Annotated in this window: 15 protein-coding genes; 3 read left to right on the top strand and 12 right to left on the bottom strand. The window is 49.8% G+C overall.

Translation table 11 applies throughout. The features are described 5' to 3' along the window. The first annotated feature begins 665 nt into the window (after positions 1-665). The 3 genes from skT53_RS15425 to skT53_RS15415 all read left to right on the top strand — a co-directional run bounded on the left by skT53_RS15425 (position 666) and on the right by skT53_RS15415 (position 2,818). Positions 666-1,235, top strand: coding sequence for a hypothetical protein (locus skT53_RS15425; protein WP_200758651.1), 570 nt, complete (start codon positions 666-668; stop codon positions 1,233-1,235). 93 nt (positions 1,236-1,328) lie between these two features. Next, entirely contained in the window at positions 1,329-1,928 is a 600-nt protein-coding gene (locus tag skT53_RS15420; RefSeq protein ID WP_200758649.1) for a hypothetical protein, read from the top strand. A gap of 332 nt (positions 1,929-2,260) precedes the next feature. Beyond that, the gene (locus tag skT53_RS15415) at positions 2,261-2,818 is read left to right on the top strand and encodes a hypothetical protein (RefSeq protein ID WP_200758646.1); all 558 of its coding nucleotides are present in this window, start codon (positions 2,261-2,263) and stop codon (positions 2,816-2,818) included. A gap of 487 nt (positions 2,819-3,305) precedes the next feature. Here the strand turns inward: skT53_RS15415 and mdh are convergent, their stop codons facing one another. From mdh to skT53_RS15355, 12 genes are all read right to left on the bottom strand, one after another. Then, positions 3,306-4,244: a malate dehydrogenase gene (gene mdh, locus skT53_RS15410; protein WP_200758644.1), complete on the bottom strand. Its 939-nt coding sequence runs from the start codon at positions 4,242-4,244 to the stop codon at positions 3,306-3,308. A 72-nt stretch (positions 4,245-4,316) separates the two neighbouring features. After that, a complete protein-coding gene (gene icd, locus skT53_RS15405) occupies positions 4,317-5,612 on the bottom strand; it encodes an NADP-dependent isocitrate dehydrogenase (protein WP_200758642.1) in 1,296 nt (431 codons plus the stop codon). A gap of 210 nt (positions 5,613-5,822) precedes the next feature. Then, entirely contained in the window at positions 5,823-6,218 is a 396-nt protein-coding gene (locus skT53_RS15400) for an FxsA family protein (protein ID WP_200758640.1), read from the bottom strand. A 23-nt stretch (positions 6,219-6,241) separates the two neighbouring features. Next, positions 6,242-6,673 carry an acyl-CoA thioesterase gene (locus skT53_RS15395; RefSeq protein ID WP_200758638.1) on the bottom strand — a complete coding sequence of 144 codons (432 nt, stop codon included), beginning with the start codon at positions 6,671-6,673 and terminating at the stop codon, positions 6,242-6,244. A 36-nt stretch (positions 6,674-6,709) separates the two neighbouring features. After that, positions 6,710-8,464: a pyruvate kinase gene (gene pyk / locus skT53_RS15390; protein ID WP_200758636.1), complete on the bottom strand. Its 1,755-nt coding sequence runs from the start codon at positions 8,462-8,464 to the stop codon at positions 6,710-6,712. A 28-nt stretch (positions 8,465-8,492) separates the two neighbouring features. Then, on the bottom strand, positions 8,493-9,452 hold the full coding sequence (pfkA, locus tag skT53_RS15385; RefSeq protein ID WP_200758634.1) for a 6-phosphofructokinase: 960 nt from the start codon (positions 9,450-9,452) through the stop codon (positions 8,493-8,495). A 78-nt stretch (positions 9,453-9,530) separates the two neighbouring features. Next, complete coding sequence (locus tag skT53_RS15380; RefSeq protein ID WP_200758628.1) at positions 9,531-10,532, bottom strand: acetyl-CoA carboxylase carboxyltransferase subunit alpha; 1,002 nt, start codon at positions 10,530-10,532, stop codon at positions 9,531-9,533. After that, complete coding sequence (gene accD / locus skT53_RS15375; protein WP_200758627.1) at positions 10,522-11,394, bottom strand: acetyl-CoA carboxylase, carboxyltransferase subunit beta; 873 nt, start codon at positions 11,392-11,394, stop codon at positions 10,522-10,524. Before accD ends, skT53_RS15380 begins: the two co-directional genes overlap by 11 nt. Before the next feature lie 17 nt (positions 11,395-11,411). Next, complete coding sequence (locus skT53_RS15370) at positions 11,412-11,609, bottom strand: glutamate decarboxylase (protein ID WP_200758626.1); 198 nt, start codon at positions 11,607-11,609, stop codon at positions 11,412-11,414. Between the two features lie 93 nt (positions 11,610-11,702). Then, entirely contained in the window at positions 11,703-12,932 is a 1,230-nt protein-coding gene (locus skT53_RS15365) for an NADP-dependent malic enzyme (RefSeq protein WP_200758625.1), read from the bottom strand. Positions 12,933-13,027: 95 nt separating this feature from the next. Then, positions 13,028-13,498 carry a phosphatidylglycerophosphatase A family protein gene (locus skT53_RS15360; protein WP_200758624.1) on the bottom strand — a complete coding sequence of 157 codons (471 nt, stop codon included), beginning with the start codon at positions 13,496-13,498 and terminating at the stop codon, positions 13,028-13,030. A 66-nt stretch (positions 13,499-13,564) separates the two neighbouring features. Beyond that, positions 13,565-17,146 (bottom strand): DNA polymerase III subunit alpha, encoded by a 3,582-nt coding sequence (locus skT53_RS15355; protein ID WP_200758623.1) that lies wholly within the window; start codon positions 17,144-17,146, stop codon positions 13,565-13,567. Between the last annotated feature and the right edge of the window lie 86 nt (positions 17,147-17,232).

Here is a 17,232-nt window from a genome sequence, read left to right as displayed (position 1 = left end):
GTCCCTTTGCCGGTCCCTTTTCTATTATTCTCATGGGACATGTTATTATTGCAAAACCTGAAATTCCTCCAGCAGAAAATCGAACGTATCCGTTCAGTACTCTGCCCCGCAGTCGGAACAGACAATCTTTTCTTCGTTTCCTTTAAAAAATCGGTTTTTCCGCACTCTGAACACATGATGACAATCATGAGATCACTCTCCAATTAACACGAGGTTCGTCACTCAACTGATTGACACCTTCTGTCTTACGAAGCCGGATGAAAAGAATGATGTTTATATTTGGGAGCTTGTTTTGACAGGTTCTTGCGTGGCGGATCGGAATACCATAAGCACTCCCTTTTCTGTTCGACCAATTACTCCTTTTGATGGAGAGAAATATCGGTAAGCATTAAAACCTCACCTATAACAGGAGCATTTGTTCGTATATATTAACCCAGTGATGATTTTTCTTTAACCGTTTTTCTATTGGTTCCTTTGGTTTCAGTTTTCCCTAAAATAAAAAAGCCTCCACACCTAAGGTAGGAAAGTACTTGTTTGCCATAAAGTGGACCTAAAGGCTCTTTTCTTATTTTTCATTAACTAATAAACTCGTCTATCTAATCTTCTGCAAGTTAAGCATATTTTGTAATCGTAAGAAAAAATCACAACTTGGAGGTTATTTCAAAATGGATTTTACTTGCCCCACACCTCAGACACAAGAAGTCTGCTTGAAAGCTTTTTCTGTCATTTGTACAAAATTAGTACAGGAAGTCGCTGAATTAACTGTGCCAGCAACGGCATTAGGAATCACTGGACCTGTGACTGTACCGATCACGGTTACAGCAAATTCATCTGGAATCGTTCTAAACGGGACCTTACTGCAGGATAAGGTAGTTGATACAGGTTATGTTCCTGTAACGGTAACTGTCGGGCTTCCAACACCTGTAACCTTAGCCTTTAACCTTCCATTCCAGACAGAGACGGACTGCCCTGGTGCATGTCCTGGTGATAACTTACAAAAGACTCCACCTGTTATAGAAGGGGTACTAAAACCAATCATTACGCCTAATGGAACCATTGTAGGAGGACTTCCCGTCGATACAGTCACCTTTAAAGTGATTGTCCGTACTCAGGTAACGGTAAGCCGTGAACAACTGCTTCGGATTAATGCTACCGTAATCGGTGATATCAATCCCGATCGTTGTGTAACGGTCCAACCGACTGCGCCCACTTCACGGACAATCCGCTTCTTTTGATAAGTCTCTAAATAAAGTAAAACTTTAGTACAACTTTCAATTATAAAGCCTGAATCATAGGATAGTCTGACACCTAATTAAGGAGAGATGAAGATGAATCCATGTTCAGGCTCTTATAATGAGTGCATTCTTGTTCAGTCAGTCATATGTTCCAGGGCGGTGTTTTTAACAGCAGAAGCCAAGATACCTGCTTGTCACTTGCAATTAAAACTTGATCCATCCGGTGAAATTAAACAGGCGATTCGATTAATTGCAGGAGAGTCTTCAGACATAAGTATTAATTTAAGTTTAGTGAAAGATATTGCAGTTGTATCCGGTTTTATTCGAGGGATAGTAGTTATAAATAACAGAATCTCATGTCCTGTCGTATTGCCATTTCAAACGGAATTTGAATGTAAAGGAATTTGCCCAGAAGACAATATTCGAAATACAATACCTGTTGTACAAGGAATATTACCTCCACTTGGAATACCACATGGAGATGATCAGCAGGATGCTATAGTTTTTAAAGTTATACTTAAAACTCAGGTTACGGTGACTAGGGAGCGAATTGCGAAAGCAAACCTTGAGATTTTGGGAGATGTTAACGAGGACAGATGCAAACAACCAGCACAAGTGGTAACAATTCCTCGTTTTGAAACGAAAAATGAAGAAGAGGACGAGGACGACGAAAATGATGGGTCAAAGTTTTAAATATAGCTCTCTCTTAATCTTACGATGGAATGCAACCCTTTTACGAGACCTGGTGGTTCCGCCTTGGCTCAATCCGGGGAAAGAGAAGGGAAATTGAAAAGCAACGTCCTCATATATAATGTTCCCCATTTGTTAAATATTACACTCTAGTGAAAGAGCAGATTGCAGAAAAATGCCGTAGAATCATCCGGGTCCTGCTCATTTTCTGTAACTGGTGGTTCGAATCCTTTGGCGAAACACGTAATATTTTCGAGATTGCGGATAAAATTCATATATTCTGCAAAATTTAGGAGAGGTGTTCTGTAAGAAGATTCAATTGTCTGAGGTGGAAAATGAAAACGCTGATACAATTTTTTATGGTCATAGTTTTACTCGGAGGATTTGTGATTCCTGCAAAAGCCGAAAAGAATCCGGTATCCGATTTAAAAGTCGATATCTCACGGGTTACAACTGATCGTGATCTTGTGAAGCGAGCTACTCTTGTAGTTCACGGGACCCCTAGAGGAGAGGTTCGGGCTTTCCCGAAAAGACAGATAATACCCCAAGGGAGAGTCGTAAATTACCTGCAAGCAATACGAGTCAATAGCGTACTAAAAGGAAAAGCCCCCAATACGATTCAACTCGTCCAGCAAGGTCTTGTACCAGAGCCAAAAGTTCCGGATCCCTTGATCAAAAATTATCCAGGACCGCTAGCAGAACAAGACTATATCTTCTTCCTGCAGCCCATTGCGAATACAAACTTTTATAGTATCGTAGGTGTGTGGCAGGGTCTGTACCCGGTTAACCCACTCACCAATAAGACCAGTGCTTTAGAAAGAGAAGGATTTTCGAGTTTTGAAGGACTTAGCATAGAAGGCGTTAAGAAAAGGATTCAGGAATTAAGGACATGAACTTCCTTCCCCCCAAAAAATTCCCGGTATTAACCGGGAGACTAAAAGGGGTTTGTTGTTAAAAGGAAATGCCTTTATATGTAATAAATCCCCAAGCATCACTCGGAGATTCTACGCTACCCATACCACATCTCTGTCTTTTACGTTGATGTCATAGCGGGCTACTTCTAGTCCTTGTTGCTTCAGTCTTTGCATTTGTTCAACAGCTTTGCGATATGCGTCCGTGTCGGATTGTATATCTCTCAGGTCGATGAATCCTACTTGGATATCAAACGGCGTGTCTCCCACCCCTTTTGAGGACGTACATACATCTTCTATAAGAGGTCAGATAATTCCTTGTAGAGTAGAGAACTGAAATTTCATTGGAGGGCGAATGCCCTCTCAGACTGAAGACAAACTCCCTTGTTTCTTTTGAAAACTCGGGAGTTTGTTGTAACCTGACTCTCTGACGTTTATTACGCCAGAGAGTTTCATTTCGGTCGAAATTTTAGCCAACTACTTTCATGACATTGCGGACCGATTCGGCCGATTTGTCGAGTGCGGCTTTCTCTTCCGCAGTCAGTTCCAGTTCGTATACTTTCTCGATGCCGTTTGCACCCAACAGGGTCGGTACACCCATGTACAGATTTTGATAACCATATTCTCCTTCCAAGAAGGCGATAGAAGGAAGAATCCGCTTCTTATCTTTCAAAATCGCTTCCGCCATTTGGGCCAGTGATGCAGCAGGCGCATAATACGCGCTGCCGTTGCCGAGCAGATTCACGATTTCGCCGCCGCCTTTACGGGTGCGTTCTACGATTGCGTCAATGCGGTCTTTGGGGATCAGCTTATCAAGCGGGATACCGCCAGCAAAAGAGTAACGGATGAGCGGAACCATATCGTCGCCGTGGCCGCCGAGCACAAAGCCGGTGACGTCTTCAACCGAAACGTTCAGTTCTTGTGCCACGAACGTGCGGAAACGCGCCGTATCGAGTACACCAGACTGTCCGATCACACGGTTTTTCGGGAATCCGGATGCTTTGTGAGCGACATATGTCATGGCGTCAACCGGATTGGACAACACGATAATGAAGCAGTTCGGCGAATATTTGACCACTTGCTCCGTAACCGATTTTACGATTCCTGCGTTTGTCGTAACCAAATCGTCGCGGCTCATGCCCGGTTTTCTGGCGATGCCGGCAGTAATGATGACAATGTCGGAATCCTTCGTATCTTCATAGTTGCTTGTACCCATAATGTTTGCGTCAACGCCGAGCACCGGGGTCGCTTCCAACATATCGAGCGCTTTCCCCTTTGTCGGATTTTCCAACTGCGGAATGTCGAGCAGAACCACATCTCCCAGCTCTTTCTGAGCCAAAAACAATGCGGTCGTAGCTCCCGTAAAACCGGCCCCTACTATTGTAATCTTGCTGCGTTTGATTGCCATCAAAGGTCTCCCCCTTTTTATGTATGGCGGCGGCTTTGTTAGAAACCGCCGATTTTCCTTACAGGTGGTTTCTTACAGGTTGTTGATCAATGCAGTTGCGAACTCGGAACACTTGACTTCTTTTGCACCTTCCATCAGGCGGGCAAAATCGTAGGTAACAACTTTTTGGTTGATCGTTTTTTCCATCGAACGGATAATCATGTCAGCCGCTTCCTGCCAACCGAGGTGTTCCAACATCATCACACCAGACAGTAAAACGGAACCCGGGTTCACCTTGTCCTGGCCCGCATATTTGGGAGCCGTTCCGTGTGTAGCTTCAAACACCGCATGACCCGTCACATAGTTAATATTGGCACCCGGTGCAATACCGATACCACCAACTTGTGCAGCCAGCGCGTCAGACACGTAGTCCCCGTTCAAGTTCAAGGTCGCAATCACGTCATATTCAGCCGGACGGGTCAAAATTTGCTGCAGGAACGCGTCTGCAATACTGTCTTTTACGATAATCTTGCCTGCCGCTTCTGCATCCGCTTGCGCCTTGTTTGCCGCTTCCGCACCTTTTTCGTCTTTAATGCGATCATACTGTGCCCAGGTAAATACGCGGTCGCCGTATTCGCGTTCAGCCAACTCGTAGCCCCAATTCTTAAACATGCCTTCCGTAAACTTCATGATATTTCCTTTATGAACAATCGTTACGCTCTTACGTTTATGCTTGAGAGCATACTCGATCGCGGCACGCACCAGACGTTCCGTACCTTCTTTGGATACCGGCTTGATGCCGATGCTGGACGTTTCCGGAAAGCGAATTTTCTTGACGTTCATCTCATTTTGCAGGAATTGAATCACTTTCTTAACTTCTGGGGTTCCTTCCTGCCATTCAATCCCTGCGTAGATATCTTCCGAGTTTTCACGGAAAATCACCATGTCCACCAGTTCCGGATGTTTAACCGGCGACGGAACACCATTAAAATAACGCACGGGGCGCAGGCAGACATACAGATCCAACTCCTGGCGAAGCGCCACGTTCAGAGATCGGATACCGCCACCAACCGGCGTTGTTAAAGGTCCTTTAATGCTTACGATATATTCGCGGAGGGCTGTCAGTGTATCGTTTGGGAGCCACTCGCCAAATTTGTCAAACGCTTTTTCACCGGCGTATACTTCAAACCAAGCAATTTTCTTGTCGCCTTTATACGCCTTCTCGACTGCTGCATCCAACACGCGGGAAGCTGCCGCCCAAATGTCGGGACCCGTTCCGTCCCCTTCAATAAATGGAATAATAGGGTTGTTGGGAACTTGCAGTTTACCGTTTTCTACCGAAATTTTCTGTCCATCCGTGGGTAATGCCAACTTTTCAAAAGATGCCATTGAGCGTTCCCCCTTCTTATGTATTGACGAATATCCAGCTATCCGCCAATCATCATACCATATGTCTAAATTATGTCACAAGAAAATTTTCCCGTCTACTGAACCGACGTTTCACACTGTGAAACAAATGCACAGGAAGGAATAAATGAATCGGTTTCGCTTTCCCTATTTTGCCAAAAAAACAAGAATCCATCCTGTTAAACCGCCCTGTTAAAATCGGCGGTAGCTGACCCATGTACCTTTTTCAAACTGAGCGCCCAGCCATCGACGGAGCCATCGTTTAATCGGCTGCCGAGTCACCGGAAAAAGCAGCACGACTCCCATCAGATCGGTTACAAAACCCGGCATCAGAAGCAGAACGCCACCTGCCAATATGCAAATTCCATCCAACAACGTGTTGCCGGGAGGCTGTCCGCTGGCCATTTCGATCTGCAGTCGACGAAGTGTCGCTCTGCCTTGCGATTTGGCCAAGTAGGCACCGAGAACCGCCGTCAACAGGATCAAAAATACGGTCTGCCAACCACCGATCGCCTTCCCTACCTGAATCAACACGAAAATCTCGATTGTCGGGACGATAACAAACAGAAGAAACAGCAACCGAAACAAACGATTCACCTCTTTTGGCGGGATTACTCAGGATTTTGTACCAGTTCGTTGAACAGTCGGGACATTTCCGGCGCTACCTTGCGCAATTGTACCGGCTTCATTTCCCGCGTTACCCAAGCATGCATCGTATATCCGCTAACCAGTAACTGGCGATCCGATTGTCGTATGATTTGATATTCAAAATGAACACGGACCCTTGCCTCCCGCAACTGTGTACGAATCACCAACAGATCATCATACCGGGCCGGCAAGTGATAAAACAACCGGCTTTCGATTACCGGCAGCATAATGCCAAACTGAGTCTCCAGTTCACCGTAGGGAACTCCGTTATCACGCATCAATTCGGTTCGACCGATTTCAAACCACGTCAGGTAATTGGCATGGTATGCAATTCGCATTGCATCCGTATCCGCGTACCTCACCCGCACTTCCGTTTCATGCCAGCCGTCTTTCATCTCCCCTCTCCCCCCATCGTTCTGGTTTCGCAACTCTTACAGAACCTGTGCATGCCCTTTGTAAACAAGTCCGTGCACCGCATCAACCGTCACCACGTCTCCATCAGCCAGAATCGATACAGCCCTTTCCACACCTACGATCACGGGAATACCCAGTGACAGGCAAACCACTGCCGAATGAGAGGTCAGCCCGCCTTCCTCCGATACGACAGCCGCTGCCTTTTCAACCGCAGGCATCAATTCCGCATCGGTTGACCGAACCACCAAAATGCTGCCCGCCTCCATTTTTGCAAGCAGTTCATCAACATGAGTTCCTTTACAAACGCGGCCTGTCACAGCCCGATTGCCGATTCCTTGTCCGCGCGCCAGTACATCCCCAATGGTGTGAACCTTGACCAGATTGGTCGTGCCAGGCTGTCCGACCGGAACTCCCGCTGTAATCACGACCAGATCGCCCCGTTTCACCCACTCTGTCTGCAAGGCCCCCGTAACTGCCATTTCCAGCATCTCGTCCGTTGTTTTTGTCTCTTTCACCACAACAGGATACACACCGTTCGAAATGCAGAGGCGGCGCGCCACATCCTGATTCGGCGTAACGGCGATAATCAAACAGTCGGGACGGTATTTTGACACCATCCGGGCCGTATGTCCGCTGTGTGTCGGTGTAACAATCGCTTTTGCCTGCAAATTTTGCGCAATGGTGGCAACCGCTTGTGAAATCGAATCGGTAACCGTTGGCTCCACCGACCAGTTCCGCTCTTTAGCGGGGACGATTTTATCACGCATCGCCTGTTCCGCCCTTTCTGCAATCCGGGCCATCGTTTCCACCGCCTGGACCGGATATTTGCCAGCCGCCGTCTCTCCCGACAACATGATCGCATCCGTTCCGTCAAAAATCGCATTCGCTACATCGCTAGCTTCTGCCCGCGTCGGACGTGGATTACGCTCCATCGAGTCAAGCATCTGCGTGGCAGTGATAACCGGTTTTCCCGCCTGGTTGCATTTGTCGATCATGATTTTCTGCCAGAGCGGTACTTCTTCTGTCGCAATTTCGACTCCCAAGTCTCCCCGTGCGACCATCAAGCCGTCCGCCACTTTCAGAATTTCATCCAGTTGATCGAGCGCTTCCTGCGCTTCGATTTTTGCAATCACGTCCGCTTTACCGTTGTTTTCTTCCAGCACCCGCCGTACGTCCAACACATCGCCCGCTTTCCGGACAAACGAAGCGGCGATCAAATCCACTCCCTGTTCGATGCCAAATTTAATATCCGCAATGTCTTTCTCAGTGACACTTGGAATTCGCAAGCGAACACCAGGTGCGTTGATGCCTTTCCGATTTTTCAAAATGCCCCCGTTTGTGATCCGACACACGATGTTGTTGCCTTCCACCTGCTCCACGACCAATCCGATCAACCCATCATCGATCAGCAAACGGGATCCTGGCGACACATCCTCCGGCAGCCCTTGATAGGAAATCGACACGCGCTCTGCGTTTCCCAATGTTTCTTCCGTTGTGAGCGTGATCGTATCGCCTGTTTTTAGCTCCACCTGGTCGTTTTCGATCATACCGGTACGGATTTTGGGTCCTTTAATGTCGAGCAGAATGGCCACCATTCGGCCGGTCGCCTGTGATGCCGCCCGAATGTTTCGAATTCGGGCCGCATGCTCCTCATAGCTGCCGTGTGAAAAGTTCAATCGTGCCACATTCATCCCGTTTTGAATCAATTGGCTGAGTACCTCGACCGACTCGCTGGCCGGACCAATTGTGCAGACGATTTTCGTACGTCTCATTGTGCACCTCCGTAATTTTGCGATGTTCCTAAATAGACAACAAGGACGCCAGCGAATACAGCGACAAGTCGGCCTTGCGCAGCGTAGTTACGACCTGTTCAAACGCATGCGCCCGCAAAACGCCTCCTTGAATGCCGACCGCTTTGCCGCTCTCCCCTTTCATCAATAGATCCACCGCCATCGCCCCCATTCGGGAAGCCAGCAGCCGGTCAAATGCGGTAGGGGAGCCGCCCCGTTGAATGTGGCCCAACACCGTGACACGCGTTTCCCAGCCCGTTTTTTGCTGGATCGACTGGCCAATGTCGAACCCTTTGCCAGCGCCTTCCGCCACAAGAATGATGGAATGTTTTTTGCCGCGCTCGATCCCTCGCTGCAGCTTCTCGATCAAACGGTCGAGATCGGCAGGCGCTTCCGGAATCAAAATCGTCTCCGCGCCGGCCGCTACTCCCGCCCATAACGCGATATCCCCAGCATGGCGTCCCATGACTTCGATCACATATGTCCTCTCGTGGGAAGTGGCCGTATCGCGGATCTTGTCCACCGCATCGATGACTGTATTCACTGCCGTATCAAACCCGATCGTAAAATCGGTACAGGCAATATCATTATCGATCGTGCCTGGCAGTCCAATCGTGGCAACTCCCAGTTGGGACAGCACATGCGCCCCCCGATAAGATCCATCGCCACCGATTACCACCAAACCCTCAATCCCATTTTGGCGAAGAACGGAAACGGCCGTTTCTTGCCCTTCTTTCGTTTTAAACGCTTCCGACCTGGCCGTATGTAAAATGGTGCCACCGCGATGAATGATATCGCCGACGGATCCGAGCTGCAAAGGTATGGTTTTCCCCTCAATAAGCCCTTGATATCCCCTTTCGATTCCAATCACTTCCGCCCCATGATAGATGGAACTTCGAACCACCGCGCGGATTGCCGCATTCATGCCCGGCGAATCACCGCCGCTCGTCAGAACACCGATACGTTTCATCTGTTCACCTCCCATTTATTGTAACCTATTCAAAAAAAGAAGTGTCCTCCTTTGAGCACACTTCCCCCTAATCCGATTTCAGTTCGTAATTCCTTCTTTTTCTTCCGTTTGATCAGGTTCCGGTGCCGACTCCCCATACTGACCGATCATTTTGTATTTCCTGTAGCGCTCTTCCACCAGCTGGTCTGCCGGAATGCCGACCAATTCTTCAAGCGCAGACACCACTTGCTGTTTTACCCGGTCGATCATCAAAGACGGGTTTTTCTGTGCGCCGCCCATCGGTTCTTCAATAATGCCGTCGGCAATTCCAAACCGGTGCAAATCCTGGGCCGTAATCCGCATGGTTTCGGCTGCACGCTGCGCTTGCGTGGCGTCTTTCCAGAGCAATGCGGCGGCTCCTTCCGGAGAAATGACCGAATAGACTGCATGTTCAAGCATATAAATGCGGTCACCCACTCCTAAAGCAAGTGCGCCCCCTGAACCGCCTTCCCCAGTCACAACACACACAATCGGCACAGTAAGCCCCGCCATTTCCAGCAAATTTCGGGCAATCGCTTCACTTTGCCCCCGTTCCTCTGCCGCCACCCCCGGATAAGCTCCGGATGTATCAATAAAACAAACAACCGGACGGCCGAATTTTTCCGCCTGCTTCATCAATCGAAGCGCTTTGCGGTATCCTTCCGGCTCCGGCATGCCAAACCGACGATAAATATTTTCTTTTGTGTCACGGCCTTTCTGATGGCCCATGATGGTGACAGGCATGCCGTTCAGCTTGGCAATGCCGCCTACCAGCGCCGGATCATCGCCAAATGTCCGATCGCCATGCAACTCAATAAAATCGGTGCACATGCCGCGAATATAATCCAGCGTTGTCGGCCGTTCCGAATGGCGGGCGATCTGCACTTTCTGCCACGGGGTCAGTTCACCATAGATCGACTGTTCCAATTCGACCGCCTTCCGTTCCAGCTTGGCGATCTCCTCCGAAAAATCGATCCCCTTCTCCTCCGTAAACCTGCGTAATTCCTCAATTTTACCACGAAGCTCTGTCAACGGCTTTTCGAACTGCAGATCATTCGCCACGCCGAACACCTCCCGCGTGGATGTCCAAAATCTTGGCAAGTGTATGCTTCATTTCTTTACGATGCACTACAAGATCCAACATCCCATGTTTTAAAAGAAACTCCGCCGTCTGAAAATCTTCCGGCAACTGTTGACGGATCGTCTGCTCAATTACACGCCGACCGGCAAAACCGATCAGCGCACCCGGTTCTGCGATGTTCAAATCGCCCAGACTGGCAAACGATGCGCTGACGCCACCGGTTGTTGGATGTGTCAAAACAGATATGTAGAGCAATCCTGCCTGCCTCAGTTTATTCAGCGCCGCACTTGTTTTGGCCATCTGCATGAGAGAAAAAACCCCCTCCTGCATGCGGGCGCCACCCGAAGCGGCAAACAAAACAACCGGGTACCGCTGTTCGATAGCCCGTTCAATTGCACGCGCAATCTTCTCTCCTACAACGGAGCCCATGGATCCCATAATAAAGCGGGAATCCATCACACCAATCACAAGCGGCAGACCTTCGATCGTGCCCTGACCGGTCAACACACCTTCCGTCAGTCCGGTCGCTTCCTGCACCTGCCGGATTTTGTCCGGATAATCCGCAAACTGCAGCGGATCGGCGGTAGTCAGTCCTTTGTCATATTCAATAAAACTGCCTTCATCCAAAGTGAAAGAAATCCTCTCCGGCGCGGATATCGGAAAATGATAGCCGCAGCGCGGACAAGTTTTCAGATGTTTTTCCAATTCCCGGCTGATCAACAGTTCGGAACACTGTTTGCATTTGGTCATAATCCCCGCCGGAATGTTGTCTCGCCGATCTGTTAATTCTTTTGTTGGAATCGTTGCGTATTTTCGCTTCTTTTGAAAAAGATCTTTTAGCACGATGTCACCTCTCTGCCTTATAGATGAGAGGAATGCAAAATGTCCTTCAACACTTCCTGCACTTCATCCAGTTCCGACTCAGGCACCAAAATTTCAATCTGCTGTTTCGCAATGTTGGTTTGTCGGAGTTTGACAAGAAACCCTTCCTGGGTCAATCTCTGTCGGATCGAGTCGGCCACTTTTTCACCCGTTGCGATATATATCACTGTCCACATATGACAGTTCCTCCTATACTTTGGAAAAACTGCAAATATCATAACACAGCCGTTTTCACAGAAGCAAGGAACGAAAACCTGTTATCAGGACCGTTATTTGATTGCCGATAGACTTTTCGTCCTGCGTTCTACATCTTGCACATCCAAATGGATTTGAGCAACACCCGTATCCATCGCCGCTTTTGCCACAGCAGCCGCCACTGCTGGCGCTATGCGCGCATCAAACGGTCTTGGAACTACATAATCGGGCGTCAATTCATCATCTGCAATTAACTCTGCAATGGCGTAAGCGGCTGCTATTTTCATTTCTTCATTGATAGTAGTCGCCCGCACATCCAGCGCCCCTCGAAAAATCCCCGGAAACGCCAATACGTTATTGATCTGGTTCGGAAAATCGGATCTGCCCGTCCCCACTATTTTTGCTCCTGCCGCCAACGCATCCTGCGGCAAAATCTCTGGATCCGGGTTGGCCATAGCAAAAATAATCGGATCGCGATTCATGGAACGAACCATATCCTGTGTGACCGATCCGGCGGCCGACACCCCGACAAACACATCTGCACCTGCCAGCACTTCCTGCAGCGTCCCTGCCTGTCTTTCCGGATTCGTAATTTTCGCGATTTCCGCTTTCATCGCGTTCATCCCGTCTTGCCGTCCTTCATAAATGGCCCCTTTGGTGTCGCACATAATGATATGACGGACTCCCATCGAGAGAAGCAGTTTGACAATCGCAATGCCGGCCGCCCCTGCACCGTTGGCCACCACCTTGATGTCCTGCAGCGGCTTGCCGACCACCTTCAGCGCGTTGATCAACCCGGCCAGCGTTACGATCGCCGTGCCGTGCTGGTCGTCGTGAAACACCGGGATTTTCATTTCTTTTTTCAGACGTTCTTCGATTTCAAAGCAGGCAGGAGCCGCGATATCTTCCAGGTTGACCCCGCCAAACGTCGGTTCCAGCAGTTTGACCGTTTCAACAATTCTGTCTACATCGGTCGTGTTGAGGCACAGAGGAACTGCATCCACACCGGCAAACTGTTTAAAAAGAACCGCCTTGCCCTCCATAACCGGCATCGCCGCTTCCGGACCGATATTGCCCAAACCTAATACAGCCGTTCCGTCACTGACCACGGCTACCAGGTTTCCCTTGCCGGTATATTCGTAAACCAAATCTGTCTGACTGTGAATTTCCTTGCAAGGTTCCGCCACCCCGGGTGAATAGGCAAGGCTTAGATCACGGGCGTTTGCCACTGCCACTTTTGAAACCACACTCAGCTTTCCTTTGTGTAATCGATGCAATTCCAATGCATCCTCACGTAATGCCATACATGCACACCATCCTTATGAAATCCCGTGGAAATATTTCAACTTGTCTTGGGTATTGTTCCACATTATACCACGGCAGTTGAAGGATTTAAATATCACGGATTGGATCCATAACGATGTGCAATTCGGGCGCTTGCGGCGGCTGCCACTCCAGACACCAGGTCATCCAGGAACACATGGATGCCATTTTCTTTGTTGTTCAACCGACCGATCAATCCCAGTTTTTCTTTGTCCAGGTAGCCGAAGGACGTCAGTCCGATCGAACCGTATACATTGGTAATTCCCAGCGCCAAAATTTCATCTACGCCATATAGCTGTTCATCGTTTTCCATGATCGTTTGCAGCGGCTCCGGCAATTGTTTCTGTTCGGCCAACATGTCCAGCGCGATGCCTGTATATAAAGCGTGTTGAACTTCCCGCTTGGATAAAACCCGCAACACACTGATTTTACAATCTTCCTTTTTCAATTCCGGGTGATAATGCATTTGCAACGAATACACCACTTCAGCAATATCATCAATCTGCACCCCGCGTTGTTCCAACAGGGTAATCAGCTTCTCGCTCATGTCCGGCTCCTCCCCCCAAAGCATCAAATAATATCATGCTATGTAGGAAAAGATCGGAAATTGCGACTAATTTTTCAAAACCGCCGACCCGCTCCCCATCAACCGCTCAATTTCAGCCAACAGTTCCTCCGTCGGTTCCACCTGTTCCTTGATCTGCCGACTCGTCTTCTTGCCTGCGTAATACAGCACTACGGGGACCGAACCGTTATGCCTTCTTAAACAAACCTGCAGCGTCCGCAGACGGGCCGCGTCCTCCTTGTCAGGGTCGATTTTAATAAAGAGAGTCTGCTTTGCGCCGCGAGATCCATCCTTCGCAAGCGTTTGCGGCCCATCGTCAGATTCCTCTTTCCGCACGGAAGCGCCCTGCCCAACACCTGCACTTCCCCTCGCCCGATCCGTATCACCCCCTGCCAGCAACGGACCCATCTTCTCGGCAATCAGTTTCACCGCATCTTCCTGCCATTGCACTTTCGCTTTCACCCATATAACCGGCTCGTTTTCCAAAATCGGCCTGGCTTCGGCAAACACCATCGGAAACACGACCAATTCAGCCGTTCCGGTCAGATCCTCCAATTCCACAAAAGCCATTGTTTGCCCTTTCTTGGTTTGCACCATGCGGATCTGCCGCACTCGACCGGCCACCTGTACAACCCGGTCGTCTTCCGCTTCGCCAAGTTCAGAGATGCGGTGTTTGGCTGACCGTTCCATCGCTGCGCGGTACCGGTCTAGGGGATGGCCGGAAACATAAAGGCCCAGCAGTTCCTTTTCCATTTCCAGCCGCTCCGCTTCCGAAAAATCCTCGATCTCCGGATAGTCAATCGATTCCGTCTGATCGGCGTCTTCCATCAGACCGAACAACGAAATTTGCGCAGCATCCATTTCTTTCTGCATCCGCCCGCCCCGCTCGATCGCATCATTCAGCGATACCAAAAGCGAACGACGGCCGTGTCCCATCCAATCAAACGCGCCGCTGCGGATCAAACTTTCGATCACCCGCCGGTTGCAAACGCGCGAATCCACTCGCCGGCAAAAATCGAGCAGGTCAGCAAACGGCCCCTTTTTCCGCGCTTGAAGGATCGATTGAATGGCGGTGATTCCCACATTTTTGACAGCCGCCAGAGCAAACCGGATTTGACCATTGCGAACCGCAAACCGGTACTCGCTTTGGTTAACGTCGGGCGGAAGCACCTGAATCCCCATGCGGCGGCAGTCATCCACATACTGGGCCACTTTGTTGCTCGAATGCAGCCAGGAAGTAAGCAGGGCTGCCATATATTCGGCCGGGTAGTTCGCTTTCAGATAAGCGGTCCGGTACGCAATCACCGCATAGGCCACCGCATGCGACCGGTTGAATCCGTAATCGGCGAACCGCACGATCAAATCGTACACATCGTTTGCAATCGATTCCGCATACCCATTTTGCACACAACCAGTGACAAACAGTTCCCGCTGCTGCTGCAGAACATCCCGCTTTTTCTTGCCTACCGCACGCCGCAACAGATCGGCCTGCCCTAACGAAAATCCGGCCATCCGGGACGCGATCTGCATAATCTGCTCCTGGTAAACGATAATCCCATACGTATCCTGCAAAATCGGATGCAGGTCAGGATGCGGCGAACTGACCGGAATTCGTCCGTGTTTGGCTGCAATATAGGTCGGAATATTTTCCATCGGACCTGGCCGATAAAGCGAGATGACCGCCACAATATCTTCAAACTCCGTCGGTTTCAGTTCCCGCAACACATTTTTGACTCCGTCCGATTCCAACTGGAAACAGCCATCTGTATCGCCGCGGGCCAACAATTGATACGTAGCCGGATCGTTCATATCCATCCTTGTAAAATCAATTTCGATTCCATGTTCCAGCCGGACCATTTCCAGCGTCTGATCAATGATCGTCAAATTGCGGAGACCGAGAAAATCCATTTTTAAAAGCCCGACCGCTTCCAAATCTTCCATCGCGTACTGTGTCAATACACCGCCTTCGGCGCCTCGCGACAGCGGCACATAGCGGGTTAACGGCTCTTTTGATATGACGACGCCTGCCGCATGGATCGACGTGTGGCGGGGAAATCCTTCAATCGCTTTTGCCGTATCGAGCAGCCGTCTGACCATTTCGTTTTCCTCATACAGCTTGCCAAGTGCCGGTTCGATCTGCAGCGCTTTCTCAATTGTCATGCTGAGTGAATGGGGGACCAGTTTGGCGACCCGGTCCACGTCTGGCAACGGAACGTCCATTACCCGCCCCACATCGCGAATGGCGGCGCGGGCAGCCATCGTTCCGTACGTGACAATCTGCGCCACCCGGTTTTCGCCGTATTTTTCCGTGACATAGTCGATCACTTCGGAACGCCTTTCGTAATCGAAATCAATATCAATATCCGGCCATGACACCCGTTCCGGATTGAGAAATCGTTCAAACAGCAGATTGTAGGCAAGCGGATCTACATCGGTAATCCGCAGCACGTAAGCAACCAGACTGCCTGCCGCCGACCCTCTTCCAGGCCCTGTCGAGATTCCCCGCTCATGCGCAAACCGCATAAAGTCCCAAACAATTAAAAAGTACCCGGCAAATCCCATTTGCCGAATCACCGATAACTCGTAGTGGAGACGCTGTCTGGCGCGCTCCATAATGTCGCCATCCGCCTCTTTGGTCTTCCCGAACGCCGCCCTGTTCGAAAGAGAGGCGTCCGGCATCGCGCTGGCCAGATTTTCCGCTCCGTAGCGTTCGATCAGCCCCTGCTCACAAAGCAGCGTCAAATACGAATCGGCAGTATGCCCATCCGGCAGATCAAACTGCGGCAGATGCGTTTCGCCGAGATGCAAATCGACCTGACACCGTTTCGCGATTTTCCATGTGTTCTCCAACGCTTCCGGCACATACCGGAACCGATCTTCCATCTCCGCGCCGCTCTTCAGATAAAACTCATCGCTTGGAAAGCGCATACGGTCCTCATCCTGAAGGTTTTTGCCAGTCTGGATGCAGAGCAGCACATCATGCACACCAGCGTCTTCCCGCCGCAAATAGTGCGCGTCGTTCGTCGCCACAAGCCCCAAGCCCAATTCGCGCGATAGCTCGATCAAGTGCCGGTTGACCTGCTTTTCTTCCAGCAATCCGTGGTCCTGCAGCTCGATAAAAAATCGGTCTTTCCCAAATATCTCCTTGTACTCAACAGCTGCCTGCTTCGCGCCTGCCACATCTCCCTGCAAAATCCGACTTGCCAATTCCCCGCCCAAACAGGCAGACAGTGCAATCAGCCCTTCGTTATGATCCCGCAAAAACTGTTTGTCTGTCCGCGGTTTATAATAAAACCCCTGCAGGTGCGCTTCCGATACAATCGCAAGCAGATTACGGTACCCCGTTTCGTTTTCCGCCAGTAAAATGAGATGGTACGGCTTGTCTTGGCGGCCCGCTTTTTCCTGCATCGACGTTCTCGCTACATACACTTCACATCCGATAATCGGATGGATGCCGCGCGCTTTCGCTTTTTTATAAAATTCGACCGCGCCATGCATGACACCATGATCGGTTAACGCAATCGAGTGCATTCCCAGTTCGGATGCGCGGTCCAACAGATGGTCGATCCGGCATGCTCCGTCCAACAGGCTGTATTCGGAATGGACATGCAAATGAACAAACGAATGCAAGTGAAATCTCCTCCGAAACGATCGTATGTTCGCATTTTTATTGTAACATATTCCTTCATTTGCCGCATATAGTAGCAACGGGGGTG

The organism is Effusibacillus dendaii (assembly GCF_015097055.1).
Taxonomy (GTDB): Bacteria; Bacillota; Bacilli; order Tumebacillales; family Effusibacillaceae; genus Effusibacillus; species Effusibacillus dendaii.
This window is presented reverse-complemented; position numbering and strand designations above follow the sequence as displayed.